At 69.0% G+C, this 12475-nt stretch carries 13 protein-coding genes; 6 read left to right on the top strand and 7 right to left on the bottom strand.

Translation table 11 applies throughout. The features are described from left to right. Window positions 1-39: 39 nt before the first annotated feature. The 6 genes from HYG95_RS02045 (at window position 40) to HYG95_RS02020 (ending at window position 5673) form a co-directional block, all read left to right on the top strand. On the top strand, window positions 40-1578 hold the full coding sequence (locus HYG95_RS02045; RefSeq protein ID WP_255494956.1) for a GMC oxidoreductase: 1539 nt from the start codon (window positions 40-42) through the stop codon (window positions 1576-1578). 23 nt (window positions 1579-1601) lie between these two features. Further along, window positions 1602-2270, top strand: a complete 669-nt coding sequence (locus HYG95_RS02040) for a TetR family transcriptional regulator (RefSeq protein WP_181696291.1) — start codon at window positions 1602-1604, stop codon at window positions 2268-2270. Window positions 2271-2408: 138 nt separating this feature from the next. Then, window positions 2409-2633: a ferredoxin gene (locus HYG95_RS02035; RefSeq protein ID WP_181696290.1), complete on the top strand. Its 225-nt coding sequence runs from the start codon at window positions 2409-2411 to the stop codon at window positions 2631-2633. A 1-nt stretch (window position 2634) separates the two neighbouring features. Beyond that, the gene (locus HYG95_RS02030; RefSeq protein WP_181696289.1) at window positions 2635-3186 is read left to right on the top strand and encodes a nuclear transport factor 2 family protein; all 552 of its coding nucleotides are present in this window, start codon (window positions 2635-2637) and stop codon (window positions 3184-3186) included. Further along, window positions 3180-4463 carry a hypothetical protein gene (locus HYG95_RS02025; protein WP_181696288.1) on the top strand — a complete coding sequence of 428 codons (1284 nt, stop codon included), beginning with the start codon at window positions 3180-3182 and terminating at the stop codon, window positions 4461-4463. The genes HYG95_RS02030 and HYG95_RS02025 overlap by 7 nt, the downstream gene beginning before the upstream one ends. A gap of 1 nt (window position 4464) precedes the next feature. Next, window positions 4465-5673: a cytochrome P450 gene (locus HYG95_RS02020; RefSeq protein ID WP_181696480.1), complete on the top strand. Its 1209-nt coding sequence runs from the start codon at window positions 4465-4467 to the stop codon at window positions 5671-5673. Between the two features lies 1 nt (window position 5674). On the opposite strand, the gene HYG95_RS02015 is transcribed toward HYG95_RS02020, so the two are convergent. From HYG95_RS02015 to HYG95_RS01985, 7 genes are read right to left on the bottom strand one after another with little or no spacing between them, the layout of a single operon-like run. Continuing rightward, the gene (locus tag HYG95_RS02015) at window positions 5675-6253 is read right to left on the bottom strand and encodes a hypothetical protein (RefSeq protein ID WP_255494927.1); all 579 of its coding nucleotides are present in this window, start codon (window positions 6251-6253) and stop codon (window positions 5675-5677) included. A gap of 21 nt (window positions 6254-6274) precedes the next feature. Beyond that, window positions 6275-7228 carry an MlaD family protein gene (locus HYG95_RS02010; RefSeq protein WP_181696287.1) on the bottom strand — a complete coding sequence of 318 codons (954 nt, stop codon included), beginning with the start codon at window positions 7226-7228 and terminating at the stop codon, window positions 6275-6277. Continuing rightward, window positions 7225-8325: an MlaD family protein gene (locus HYG95_RS02005; RefSeq protein WP_255494926.1), complete on the bottom strand. Its 1101-nt coding sequence runs from the start codon at window positions 8323-8325 to the stop codon at window positions 7225-7227. The genes HYG95_RS02010 and HYG95_RS02005 overlap by 4 nt, the downstream gene beginning before the upstream one ends. Further along, window positions 8322-9425: an MlaD family protein gene (locus HYG95_RS02000; RefSeq protein ID WP_220138922.1), complete on the bottom strand. Its 1104-nt coding sequence runs from the start codon at window positions 9423-9425 to the stop codon at window positions 8322-8324. The genes HYG95_RS02005 and HYG95_RS02000 overlap by 4 nt, the downstream gene beginning before the upstream one ends. After that, entirely contained in the window at window positions 9425-10435 is a 1011-nt protein-coding gene (locus HYG95_RS01995; RefSeq protein ID WP_181696285.1) for an MlaD family protein, read from the bottom strand. The genes HYG95_RS02000 and HYG95_RS01995 overlap by 1 nt, the downstream gene beginning before the upstream one ends. Next, on the bottom strand, window positions 10432-11433 hold the full coding sequence (locus HYG95_RS01990) for an MlaD family protein (protein WP_181696284.1): 1002 nt from the start codon (window positions 11431-11433) through the stop codon (window positions 10432-10434). The genes HYG95_RS01995 and HYG95_RS01990 overlap by 4 nt, the downstream gene beginning before the upstream one ends. Beyond that, window positions 11433-12470 (bottom strand): MlaD family protein, encoded by a 1038-nt coding sequence (locus HYG95_RS01985; protein ID WP_181696283.1) that lies wholly within the window; start codon window positions 12468-12470, stop codon window positions 11433-11435. Before HYG95_RS01985 ends, HYG95_RS01990 begins: the two co-directional genes overlap by 1 nt. Between the last annotated feature and the right edge of the window lie 5 nt (window positions 12471-12475).

Below are 12475 nucleotides of genomic sequence, written 5' to 3'. Positions count from 1 at the left end.
CGCCGCAGCATGCTCGCGGCCGGGGCGGCGCTGGGCGGCATGCTGCTCGGCGCCCGCCCGGGCCTCGCCGCGCCGATCCCGGTGCGCACCGGCACCATTCCCCTGACCCGTGAGGACCATCGGGTCGTCGTCATCGGCTCCGGATTCGGTGGCGGTGTCAGCGCTCTGCGGCTGGCGCAGGCGGGCGTGCCGGTCACCGTGCTCGAACGCGGGCTGCGCTGGCCGACCGGCCCGAACGCCGAAACCTTCCCGCGCGCGTCCGCGCCGGACAAGCGGATGCTGTGGTGCCGGTCGAGCCCGAACCTGTTCGGGCGTCCGCTGCTCGTCGAGCCCTATGCCGGGTTGGTCGAGGCGGTGGCCGGTGAGAACATGACCGCCCTGTGCGCCGCCGGTGTCGGCGGCGGTTCGCTGGTCTATCAGGGCATGTCGCTGCAGCCCGCCCAGGACGTGTTCGAGGCGCACTTCCCGCCGGAACTGGATTGGGCGCGGATGAACCGGGTCCACTACCCGAGGGTGGCGGCGATACTCGGCCTCGCCGAGGCACCCGACGAGTTGGTGAACACCGAGAACTACCGTGTCGCGCGGATTTTCGCCGAACGGGTGCGCCAGGCCGGGCTGCCGCTGTCGAAGATCCCGATGCCCATCGACTGGAACTTCGCCCTCGCCGAACTGCGCGGGGAGATGAAGGCCTCTTACACCAACGGCGACGGCGCGATGGGAGTCAACAACGGCGGCAAGCATTCCGTCGACGTCACCTATATCGCCGCCGCCGAGGCCACCGGCAACTGCCGGGTGGAAACGCTGCACGAGGTCACCGACGTCGAGCGCGCGGCCGACGGCCGCTGGATCGTGCACGTGCGACGGCTCGACACCACGGGCGCCGTCGTCGAGCACAAGATCCTTTCCACCGGCGCGCTCATCATGGCCGCGGGCAGCCTCAACACCACCCGTCTGCTGGTCCGTGCCGGCGCCAAGGGACTGATCCCGGACCTGCCCGACGACCTCGGCCGAGGCTGGGGAACCAACGCCGACCGCATCTACGTCTGGCGCGATCCGGCCGCGAATTTCGGTGCGGCACAGGGTGGTCCGGTGGTCTACGGCAGCAAGAACTGGGGCGACCCGCACACCGCGCACACGGTGATCCAGGCGTCCATCCCGCCCGTGTCCTTCGACGCGGGCAGCACGATGCTCGTCGGCTACGGCGTGAGCGACAGCCGTGGCGCCTTCACCTACGATGCCGCACGCGACGAGGCCGTACTGCGCTGGCCCGCCGACGGCGACCGGACCATTCAGGACAACCACATCGGACCGACGGTCGCGCGCATCGCGGGCCCGGGCGCCACACTGCTCGACACCAACACCCTGTTCCCCTCCACCTGGCATCCGCTCGGCGGGGCCAATATGGGTGCGGTGTGCGACCTGAACGGCCGCGTACACGGCCAGCCGGGGCTGTACGTACTCGACGGCGCATTGCTGCCGGGCAGCGCCGCCGCGTGTAATCCGTCCATGACCATCGCCGCCGTGGCCGAACGGGCCATGGACACCGTGGTCGCCGAAGACATCGGGACTCGCATCTGAGCTCCGTGCACTACCCTGTCCGGGTGGCACGAAGGGGCGAAGGCGATCCGGCGCGCAGGATCACCGAGGTGACCCTCACGCTGCTCGAGACCGAAGGGTATGAGGCGGTGCAGTTGCGCACCGTCGCCCGGCTCGCCCACGCGTCGCTGAGCACCGTCTACAAGCTCTACGCCACTCGCGACGAGCTCGTCCTCGCCGCCGTCGCGCAATGGATGGCCACCAACACCTACACCGAACTCGAGCCGCCGCGCCCGGGGGAGTCGCTCGCCGAAGTGCTCATCCGGGTGATCCGCTACGTATTCGAACCGTGGGAGCGTCATCCACGGATGCTGGCCGCCTACCATCACGCCAGGTCGGGTCCCGGCGGCCAGCGCCTCGACAACCAGGGCTTCGCCGCCATCCTGCCCGTGGTCGCCCCGATGTTCGCCACCCTCGACAAGGACTACGCCGCCGATCTCGCGCTCGTCCTGTCGAACATGGTCTTCGCCTTGCTCGCCCGCTTCGCGCACGGCGATCTCGACATCACCGACATCGTGCCCGCCCTCGAGCGCGCCATCACCCGGCTCACCGGAGACAACACGCCGCTGGCCGCCGCCGCGCTCCGGGTGACCACCGCCGACAGCGGTGATTTCGCCTGGAACTCCGGTTTCGGTTCGCCCTACTCGCCCGGCACCGCGGCCGACGAGTCGTAACTCCACCTTCCGCACCCCTTCACGCACACCGATGGACCATTGCTGTCCGCGCGCGTCGATGATACTGTCCAGACAGGTGTCCAGCTCGGTGTCTCGAAGCTGAGAACACCTGGGCGACAGGGGAAGGCGGGCGACGAGATGAGCAGACGCATCGTCGTTGATCTGGATCTGTGTCAGGGGCACGCCGCGTGCCAGGAGGAAGCGCCGGAGGTGTTCACGGTGCCCAAACGCGGGAAGGTCGAAATCCTCGTCGAACGGCCGTCGAGCGCGCAGCACGCGGCCGTCGCCGACGCGGTGACCTACTGCCCCACGCGGGCGCTGTCGATCGTGGACGACAGCACGGCCGACGACGAAGGAGAATGACATGACCGGTTTTTCGCGCGGCGAACTGGAAGAGATGGTCCAGCGCTGGCTGGACGCGAACAAGCGCTGTGAGGCCGAAGGCGACTGGCGGCCGCTGGCCGACATGTACACCGAGGACGCCACCTACGGCTGGAACTACGGACCGAACCACGAGTTCATGGCGGTGGGTCGCGAGGAGATCCGCGAGATCGCGGTCGGCCAGGAGATGGACGGCCTGGACGGCTGGACCTATCCCTACCAGCACGTGGTGATCGACGAGAAGACCGGTGACGTGGTCGGCTTCTGGAAGCAGACCTCGAGCGCGACCCGCCCGGACGGCAGCAACTATCAGGTGCAGGGCATCGGTGGCAGCTGGTTCCGTTACGGCGGCGACTTCCAATGGTCCTGGCAGCGCGACTTCTTCGACTACGGCAACGTCGGCGCCCTGTTCATGGAGATGATGACGAACAAGGCGATGACTCCCGGCATGCTCACCCGCATCAAGAAGGCGACGACCGAGCAGCCGCTGCCGGGGTGGTACCCGATCGGGAAAGCGCCGGTTCCGCTGTGGTGACACCGGATTCGCGACGGTCCTACGCCGGGCTGTCGCGCGCGCAACTGGCCACGCTCGTCCCGGAACTGCTGCTGTGCGGTCACCTGATCGACCGGTCGGGTATGCCGCACACGATCGGCGCGTTCGGTCGCGAGGGCATGACCGAGGTCGCCATCGACGAGTGGCAGGTCGCCAGTCCCGTGTACACCCGGCGGATGCAGGCCGCGCTCGGCTTCGCAGGTGACAGCGTCGAGACGATCTTCAAAGGCCTGCAACTCGATATCGGCGCCCCGCCACAGTTTCTCGACTTCCGCTTCCGCGTCGACGATCACGATCACGGCGAGTTCTGGCTCGACCACTGTGGCGCGCTGGCCGATGTGGAACCGCTCGGCGACCAGTTCGTGCGGGCCATGTGTCACGACATCGAGGACCCGACCTTCGACGCGACCGCCCTGGCCACCAATCCGCACGCCCAGGTCCGCCCGATCCACCGCCCGCCGCGTGCGCCCGCCGACCGCAAGCCGGTGTGCGCGTGGCGGGTGAGTATCGATCCGGCCAACGAACCGCCGCCGATTCCGCGCAATGCGGGGCAGGTGGCCGGGTCCGTCGCGGCGACGGTGGCGTTGTCGCCGATCGACCCCGCCGACGACGGCACCGCCGACTACCGTGGCCCGTTGCTGAGCGATCTGCGGTTCGCCGACTTCTCGCGGTCGGCGCTGATCCGCATCGCCGAGGAGGTCGCGCTGCAGCAGCACCTGCTGGTCGCCGGTTTCCTCGTCGCGATTCGCGAACGGGTCGACGCGCAGCGTGCGGCGGAGATCGGGCGCAAGCAGTTCGCCGGTGTGGCGGGGGTGGCCGCGGAGCGGATCAGATCGGCCTTGGGCCTGGGTGGTGACCCAGAGTCGCTGGCGCGCGTGCTCGACCTGCATCCGGCGCTCAATCCACGGCAGTACGTCGGCGCGAGAGTCGAAAAGTCCGGTGCCGGAGTGCGTCTCGTGCTCGAGCGCGGGTGCGGTGCGATCACCGACGGTGTGTGGCCCGCCCTGCTCGACCCCGACCATCTCGCGCCACTCGACGCGCTGGTGCGCGGGGTGGACCCGCACTACACCTGCCACACCTCGAAGGTGACCGACACCGAACTCGTCGTCGATGTCGTGCGTGCCGAGGAGCCGGCCGTCGAGGCGGTGGAGGTGGCGCTGACCAGGATCAGCACCGGTGCCGCCTTCACCTTCGCCGATCGTGGAATCCCGTTGCCGTTGACCGTCGTAGATTCAACTGGAGTGCGCAGTGACCGTTGACATGGAGACCTCGATCCCGTTCGACCCGTACGACTACGCCTTCCACGAGGACCCGTACCCCACCTACGCCCGGCTGCGGGCGGAGGCACCGGTGTACCGCAACGCGTCGATGGACTTCTGGGCGCTGTCGCGGCACCGCGATGTGCGGGCGGCGCTGCGCGACAGCGCACGCCTGTCCAACAGCTGGGGTGTCTCGCTCGACCCCACCGCCTACGGTCCCGAAGCGCACCGGTCCATGTCGTTCCTGGCGATGGACGACCCCAAGCACGCGCGCATCCGCAAACTGGTGTCCAAGGGTTTCACCCCGCGCAGGCTCGCGGACCTGAGCGAACGGATCGCCGAACTCACCCGCAGCCACTGGGATCGGTGCCTGCAACTGGGCGAGTTCGACTACATCCGCGACTTCGCCGGGCTGCTGCCGATGGACGTGGTCTCGGAGATGCTCGGCGTCCCCGAATCGGACCGCGCCCACCTGCGCACCCAGTCGGATCTGCTGCTGCACCGGGAGGAAGGCGTGCTCGACGTGCCGCAGGGCGCGATCATGGCCTATCTCGAACTCACCGGTTACTACCGCGACCTGCTCGAAGGGCGCCGCAAGAACCCCGGTGAAGACCTGGTGTCGGTACTGATGGACGCCGAGATCACCGACGGCGACGCGGGCACCACCCGCCTGTCCGACGCCGAGATCATCGGCTTCCTGATCCTGATGGTCGTCGCGGGCAACGAGACGACGACCAAACTGCTCGGCAACGCCATGTACTGGGGTTCACGCTTCCCCGACGAGGTCGCCAAACCACTGGCCGACCCGTCGCTCGTGCCGGACTGGACCGAAGAGACGCTGCGCTACGACAATTCGACCCAGATCCTGGTGCGCCGTGTCCTCGCGGATGTCGAATTCGGTGAACACACCATCGCGGCGGGGGAGCGGGTGCTGTTGCTGCTCGGCTCCGCCAACCGCGACGAGGACGTCTTCGACGACGCCGCCGAGTACCGTATCGGCCGCGACAGCTCCCAGACCCTGCTGAGCTTCGGTCTCGGCGTGCACTTCTGCCTCGGCGCGCACCTGGCGCGGATGGAGGCCAATATCGGCCTCGGGCAGATCGCCGCCTCCATCCGCGGCTACGAGATCGACACCGCCGCCGCCGAACGGGTGCACTCGGTGAGCGTGCGCGGCTTCGCTACGCTGCCGATGTCGGTGCGGGCGAGATAGGTCACTTGAGCGGCAGGGCGTTCTGCAGCCCACCGACATCGGCGATCCGCCAGTCCGCATTGCGGTCGACCGTGAGCGAATAGGCCACGGTGGTGAGGGTGCCGGTGGGATTCTGCACGCTGGTGGAGTTGACGGTGAGATAGGCGTTGACCTTGTACACTCCGCCGGATTCGGACACGACGCCTGCCGACAAGGGTGTCGCCGTCGAGGTCCACTGCAGCGGCAGCAGGATCTGCTCGAGTTGCGGTGCTGTCGCGTCGAACTTGCCCGAAAGCTGCGGTGTGGTCCCGGTTTTGAGCCGGGCCAGCCACGCCTTGGCGTCGCGGTAGTCGATGGTCGATGCCCCGAGCGCGTAGTCGAGGGCGACCTGTTCGACCCGGCGATCCTCGGCGGCGCGCCGGTCGTGGTCGGCGATGGTGGTGCGCGCGGACAGATACAGCATCCCGAAGGTGGCGGTCGCGACCGCGAGAACTGCGACGGCGCACCCGGTGAGCACGCTCGACAGCCGGATCGACACGGTACGTGGCCGGGGTTCGCCGGTGGCCGGGGTGTTCTGGCGGGTCTCGAGGTCAACGGTCATGGGGTGCCGGTCCTTTCGTGCCTATTTGATGCCGATGCGCAGATGCACCGTGTCGTCGCCGAGGCCGTGCAGGGCCTGGTCGAGCAGGGCGCCGAGGTCGAGATCGGGTGCGGTGGCCACCGCGTCGCGCACCACCGGTTGCAGCATCGGGCCCAAGGCCGCGGCGCTCGGCCCGATCTTCGCGAGCAGGGCCTCGAGTTCGCGTACGAACACCAGCACCCCGCTGCCGGAGAAGTAGTCGGCGACCGGGCGGCTGTCGACCAGCGCCGACCCGGACTGCACGATGGCACTGAGGGTGACGCCGAACTCGCCGAACAGCGGGCCCGCTGTGCTGAGTGACGGCCCCATCCAGTCGATATCGGCGCCGAGGAATTGCAGGTCGGCGAACAGCTGACGCAGCCGATCGGTGCGGCTGAGCAGCGTCGCCGCCAGCAACGTGGTGGAGCGGCGCAGGGTCTGCATGGTCGCCTCGGTGTCGGCGAGGGCGCGGTCGAAGGTGTCGACCAGGCCTGCCATCACCTCGGGGCGGATCTGATCGAGCAGGTCGATCAGCCGGGTGGACAGGGTGGTGATGGTCATCGGCGCGGGCACCCGGTGCGCCGGAATGTGTTGTCCGTCGGTGAGATACGGCCCGGCGTCGTCGATGGGGTCGAAACCGATGTAGGGCTCGCCGAGTGCCGAGAGCTGTTCCACGCGGATCCGGCTCGACACGGGAATCGGGTACCGCTCGTCGATCCGCAAGGCCACGAGCACCCCGCTCGCCTGCTTGCGCACCGACTCGGCCCGGCCCACCGCGATCCCGTTCAGCAGCACCGGCGCGCCGGGACCGAGCCCACCCGAGGTGCTCAGTTCCAGCTCGACGGCGAGGTAGTCGCGGCGCGGGTCGATGTTCAGTACCCCGAACGTCATGTACGCGACGCCGAGGACCAGCACGGCCGCGATGGCCGACAGCGACAGTGCGGCACGGGTATTCATCGGACGGCTCCGATCATCCGCAGCAGATCGACGATGCGCGCGGTCTGCTCGTCGGTACCCATCGCCCCCGTGACCCCGATGTCGACCACGTCGACCTTCGGCCCGCGCTGGGCGAAGGGCAGCACCTTGGTGTGGATCAGGTCGACCAGCGTCTTCAGGTTCGACGGTGACGAAGTGTCGAGTGGCCTGCTGCCGAACAGCATCGGCACCACCGCGGCGGTCGTGGCGTCGAGCGAACCGAGCAGCGGCCCGAGCCAGGCGGCGCTCGGCGCGACCGGGCCGAGCGCGGTGAGGACGAAGATGACGCCGATCTGGGCGTTGATCGCATCGGTGGTCTGGGTGACGCCGTAGGGCGTGAGCAGCTCGGCCAGCACCGGGGCGTTGTCGAGGACGCCGTCGTCGAGGGTGGCACCGAGACCGTCGAGGACCGCGTCGACCGAGTCGAGGTGGTCGGCCAGGTCCGACAGGTCTGTCCCGAGGGTTTCGGAGAGGCGGGCGGTGTCGCGCGGATCGGCGGGCAGCACCCCGTTCATCGTGGTGACGATGTCCTGCAGATCGGTGACCGCGCCGGTGCCGATGAACACCGACAGCGTGGCGAGAATATCCTCGATGGCCGGGGCGCGGGCGGTGTCGGCCAGCGGGATCGTCGCGCCAGGTCCCAGCGTGCCGGTGGTGGATTCGCGCGGTTCGGTGAGCGCGATGTGCACGTCGCCCAGTGGGGTGTTCTGGCGCAGCTCGGCCGTGGTGCCCACCGGCAGCCGAACCGTGTCGTCTATCTCGACTTCCGCTGTGGCATGGCCGTTTTCGCTGAGGGCGACCGACGAGAGCTTGCCCACCCGGACACCGTCGGCGATCACCTTCGCGCCCTGCGGCAGGTTGAGGACACTGGCGAATTCGATGCGCAGCCGATAGGTGGGTTCGCCGGTGCCCGGCAGAGTCGACGCGCATCCGAGCAGGGTGCAGGCCACTACGACAATCAGGAACAGGTGGCGGAGTCGGCCGCGCCCCCTGATCGAAAGCAGGTATCGCACCCGGCATGTGGGCAGCGTGGAGCGGACTACTTCCCGATGCCGGGCAAGGCTGTTCATCGTCGTCATCGCGCGCTCACCCCCGCGAGCAGGGCCGCGATCGTGGGCACGGTGACCGTACCGTCCGGCCCGAGAGCACAAGGCTGACCGGTCACGACCTGGATCGCGGCGCATAGGTGTGGAGAATCTGCTTGGGGGACAGCCAACCTCGGCGGCGCATACCCGACGGTCGGCCGTCCACTGTCCGGATCGATACTCGCGGCGAAGCCGGCGGCGAGGGCGGGGGTGAGCTCGATGACCTCGGCAACCGAGCCGAATCCCGCCGTCAGCAGTGCGGGCAGGTCGGCGATCTTGTCGAGCGCACGGACCGCCGGGGTGCCGATCATCATCATCACGTCGTTGAGCTGGGGCAGGACCTGGATCAGGTAGGTGACGATGTCGATGATCGGCGGAAAAGCGATGGTGACGATGTCGTTGAACGTCCGCGGCAGTTCGATCGTCATCGCCCGCACGGTGTCCCACCCGTTGCGGGCGTGTCGTACCAGCTCGGTGAGGGCATCGATGAGACTGCCGAGATGCCCGATCGCGGCATCGGGGGCGGCCAGTGCCCGGCCGAGCTGGTGCAGGACCGCGTTGATGTCGTCGCCGGTGCCCGCGGTCGCCCGATCGAGCGCCGACAACCCCGAGCCGAGAGCGGTGCGCTGCGCGGGATCGTCGGCGGCGTTCAGTTCGTCGGCCAGCCCGGCGAGCGCGTCGAAAGTTTCCGAAAGACTCAGCGGTGTCAGTGTTCTGGTGATGCACGTGCCCGGCTCCCAGCCGCCGGTAGCCGGTTCGTCGCCGACGAGAGCGAGATGGCGATCGGCGACCAGGGTGTCGCTCACGGTCACCGCGCCCACATCCAGGGGCAGCCGGCGATCGGCGCGCACCGTGAACCGCACACGCGCCGAGGCGCCGTGTGGCTCGATGCCGGCGACCTCACCGACCGGGATGCCGAGCACGGTGACGGAGCTGCCCCGGTAGAGCCCGATGCTGTCGGGCATGTCCGCGCAGTAGGTGTGCACCGGCGGCGCGGGTCGTGACAGCTGTAGTGCCGCCGCGCCCGCGAGGACGACGACAAGCACCACCGCCGTGGACATGAACCCGCGCGAACCGAGCAGGCGGGTCACCATCAGCACCCACCTCCCAACACCGGCACACAGATACGCTCCGGCACGATCGTCACCGCCGAATGGTCGACGCTCACGCCGTCGCCACCGGCGAGCAGCGGCGTCAATCGCTGTTCCAGCGCCACCAGTGCTTCGAAGAGCGAACCCAGGTGTGTGCCGAGGTTTTCCAGACTCGCGACGGCGTCGGCGAGCGGTTGCGCACGGGCCCGCAGGTCGCGGTCCCAGGCCCGGCCGAGCGGGGACGCCTTGCGCAGCACATCGGACAGGTCGCCCAGAGCCTGGCTCACGATGGCCTTGTTGGTCTGCACCAGCGTTTCCAGGGTGTGCAGGTTGCGCACCAATTGGGCGAGCACCTGTGAACTCCCGTTCAGCGCGGTGAGGTACTCGTCGGCGAAGGCGAGCGCGCGGGAGATGTCGGCGTTCTGGGTGTTCAGCACTGCCACGAGGTCACCGGCTGCCCGCAGCGCCGCGCGGAAAGCGTCGGGACTGTCGTCGAACGAGGTGGACAGGGCGGCCAGGTTCTGTCGCAGCACCGCGCCGTCGATCTCGCGCACGGGTCGCACCGCGTCCTGGAAGACCTCGGTGAGGTTGTAGGGCAGGATCACTCGCTCCCGAGGGATCACGGCCGAACCGAGGGGAGCGGTGCCCGCCGGTCGCAGGGCGACGTAGTAGCCGCCGACCACCGTCAGCATGCGGATCTCCAGGATCGTCTGATCGCCGACGGCGACGTCCTCGCGCACGGTGAACGTCATCCGCACCCGATCCGCCAGCAGGTCCAGGGTCCGTACCCGGCCGACACCGATCCCCGCGATCCGTACTTCGTCGCCTTCGCGCAGCGCACCCGCGTCGGCCAGTTCGGCGTGGTACACCCGCTCGGCATCCGTCCCCACCACCGCGACCACTCCCAGCACGATCATGAGCAGCACGGCACCGCACACCCCGGCCAGCCCCCAGCGCAGGTCACCGGCCCTCTTGTCGGTGGGCCGGCCGAACAAGGCCCGCAGTCGTGTCATCGGGTGCGGCACAGCGTCACCCCCTGCCCGTCGAACAGCACGCGCAACGGCTCCGGCGCCTCCGCGACCCCATGGGTGCACGTGCCTACCCGCCCGTTCGCGGGCACGGTGGCCGCCATGGTCCGGAGCAGCCCCGGCAGCCCGGCGAAGACCTCGGCCGCCACCTGTGGGTCGGGAAAAGCATTGCGCAACACCAGGTCCAGATCGCTGCCCTCGTCACCGGTGATGCCCGCCGCGGTCAGCATCGACCGGATCGGTTGCAGCACCGGGGGAATGGCGACGGAGAAATCGACCAGACCCGGCAGCTTCTCGGCGATGGCGGTGAACAAGCCCGTGAGGTTGGTCAGCATCCGCACCGCCTGCGCCGACTTACCGCCCAGGCGCTCCGCGATCACGGCCAGATTGCGCACCAGCGTCGACAGCACGACCTGCCGGTCGGAGGCGTAGCGGCTGAGGGTGTCGACCGCGTCGAGCGCGGGACCCAGACCGGCGCCGTCACCTTGGATCACGGCGAGCAGACTGGTGGTGAACCGGTTGATCTCCTCGGTGGACAGCTGCGCGAGCACGGGCTGCAAACCCTTGAACAGCGTGGTGATGTCGAACGAGGGAACGGTTTCGGCGGTCCCGAACACCTGCTCGGGCGCGCGCGGAGTGCTCGGCCGCTGCGGCGCGACGATCTCGAGATAGCGGAAGCCGGTGAGGTTCTGGTACCGGACGGCGATCGTGGCGGCGGTGTCGACCGGGTGCGCACGCAGCACGGTGAACCGGACGCGAGCCAGGGCGCCGTCGAGCTCGATCCCCGACACCTTGCCGACCGTGACCCCGTGCAACCGCACATCGTCGCCCGTGCGCAATCCGTTGGCATCGGTGAACAGCGCGGTGAAGGACTCGGTGTCGCCGCGCACCGGTCGCTCGATCAACCGGAAGATCCCGGCCAGCGCGACGGCGGTGAGCGTCAGTGCGATCGCCACCCGCACGGCGAGCCCGCGAGTTCTCATCAGCGGCCTCCGTTCGGCAGCAGGGCGGCCAGCGGCCCGGCCAGACCGGGCACGGTGTCGAGTTCGACCGAAACCCGGAGCACGGGGCCGTCGGGCGTGTCCCGGAACGCGGCGCCGAGGCGTTCGAGCAGCGTGGTGAGCTGATCCGCCGATCGTCCCGGTGGACCCATGGTTGCGGTCACCTCGTCGAGCAGCAGCGTGGCCATCGGCATCATGTCGCCGAAATGTGTTCGCGCGGTGGTCATCAGCGCGGTGACGGCGGGTAGGAGCTGGTATTGCATATCGCCCCAGAACTGCCCGAATCGTGCGATGTTCGCCGGTGAGCGCAGGTACTCGTTGGTGTAGGCGGCTTCGAGCACGTCGACGGCGCCGGTCAGCATCGGCGGCATACCTGCCAGCACCGAACCGAAGGAACTCGCCAGTTCCGACGGCGGCAGTTCGCGGGTGTCGGCGTAGGCGCGCAGAGTGGCGCCGAGTGCCTCCAGCAGCGGGGTGAACGCACGCAGGTCGCCCGCGATGGTGTGCAGCAGCTCGGCCAGTTTCGGGGTGAGTACCTGCTCGACGAGTCCGCCGGTCGAGCGCAGCAGCGCCGCCAGTGTGGCGTCGCGGACGCGTCCGTCGTCGAGGTCGACCGAGGAACCGTTCCCGAGCTCGGTGCCACCGGGCCGCGCGACGAGATTCAGCGCGCTGATGCCGAACAGATTGCCGGGCGCGAACTCGACATCGGCGGTGTCGGTGAGCCCGAACAACTGCGGCCGGTCGAGCACCAGGGTGAGGTGTTCGCGCCCCCGCCCGGCCGGCGTGATGGCCTCGACCGTGCCGACCCGCACCCCGTCGAGACGGACATCGGTGCCGGGGGCGATGCCCGCACCGACCCGCTCGGTCCGCAACGTCACCCGGATCTGCTCGGCGGCAAGAGATTCCGGCCACACCTGCCAGGCCAGCGTGCTCGCCAGCGCGACCAGGATCGCGCAGATACCGAGGACGCGGGCACGCAACGGCCCCACCTCGGTCCCGGGAAGTGTGTACGGAGGCATCCGCG

It is taken from the genome of Nocardia sp. GTS18, assembly GCF_013839555.1.
Lineage (GTDB): Bacteria > Actinomycetota > Actinomycetes > Mycobacteriales > Mycobacteriaceae > Nocardia > Nocardia rosealba.
The sequence above is the reverse complement of the archived record's forward strand: the minus strand, read 5'-3'. Positions and strand labels throughout refer to the sequence as shown.

What these genes read in the sequence shown, in the direction of transcription:
- HYG95_RS02035 (WP_181696290.1), top strand. Translation starts at nt 2,409, where the DNA reads ATGAGCAGACGCATCGTCGTTGATCTGGATCTGTGTCAGGGGCACGCC.
- HYG95_RS02010 (WP_181696287.1), bottom strand. Translation starts at nt 7,228, where the DNA reads ATGAATACCCGTGCCGCACTGTCGCTGTCGGCCATCGCGGCCGTGCTG.
- HYG95_RS02005 (WP_255494926.1), bottom strand. Translation starts at nt 8,325, where the DNA reads ATGACGACGATGAACAGCCTTGCCCGGCATCGGGAAGTAGTCCGCTCC.
- HYG95_RS01985 (WP_181696283.1), bottom strand. Translation starts at nt 12,470, where the DNA reads ATGCCTCCGTACACACTTCCCGGGACCGAGGTGGGGCCGTTGCGTGCC.
- HYG95_RS02045 (WP_255494956.1), top strand. Translation starts at nt 40, where the DNA reads ATGCTGCTCGGCGCCCGCCCGGGCCTCGCCGCGCCGATCCCGGTGCGC.
- HYG95_RS01995 (WP_181696285.1), bottom strand. Translation starts at nt 10,435, where the DNA reads ATGACACGACTGCGGGCCTTGTTCGGCCGGCCCACCGACAAGAGGGCC.
- HYG95_RS01990 (WP_181696284.1), bottom strand. Translation starts at nt 11,433, where the DNA reads ATGAGAACTCGCGGGCTCGCCGTGCGGGTGGCGATCGCACTGACGCTC.
- HYG95_RS02030 (WP_181696289.1), top strand. Translation starts at nt 2,635, where the DNA reads ATGACCGGTTTTTCGCGCGGCGAACTGGAAGAGATGGTCCAGCGCTGG.
- HYG95_RS02015 (WP_255494927.1), bottom strand. Translation starts at nt 6,253, where the DNA reads ATGACCGTTGACCTCGAGACCCGCCAGAACACCCCGGCCACCGGCGAA.
- HYG95_RS02000 (WP_220138922.1), bottom strand. Translation starts at nt 9,425, where the DNA reads ATGGTGACCCGCCTGCTCGGTTCGCGCGGGTTCATGTCCACGGCGGTG.
- HYG95_RS02020 (WP_181696480.1), top strand. Translation starts at nt 4,465, where the DNA reads ATGGAGACCTCGATCCCGTTCGACCCGTACGACTACGCCTTCCACGAG.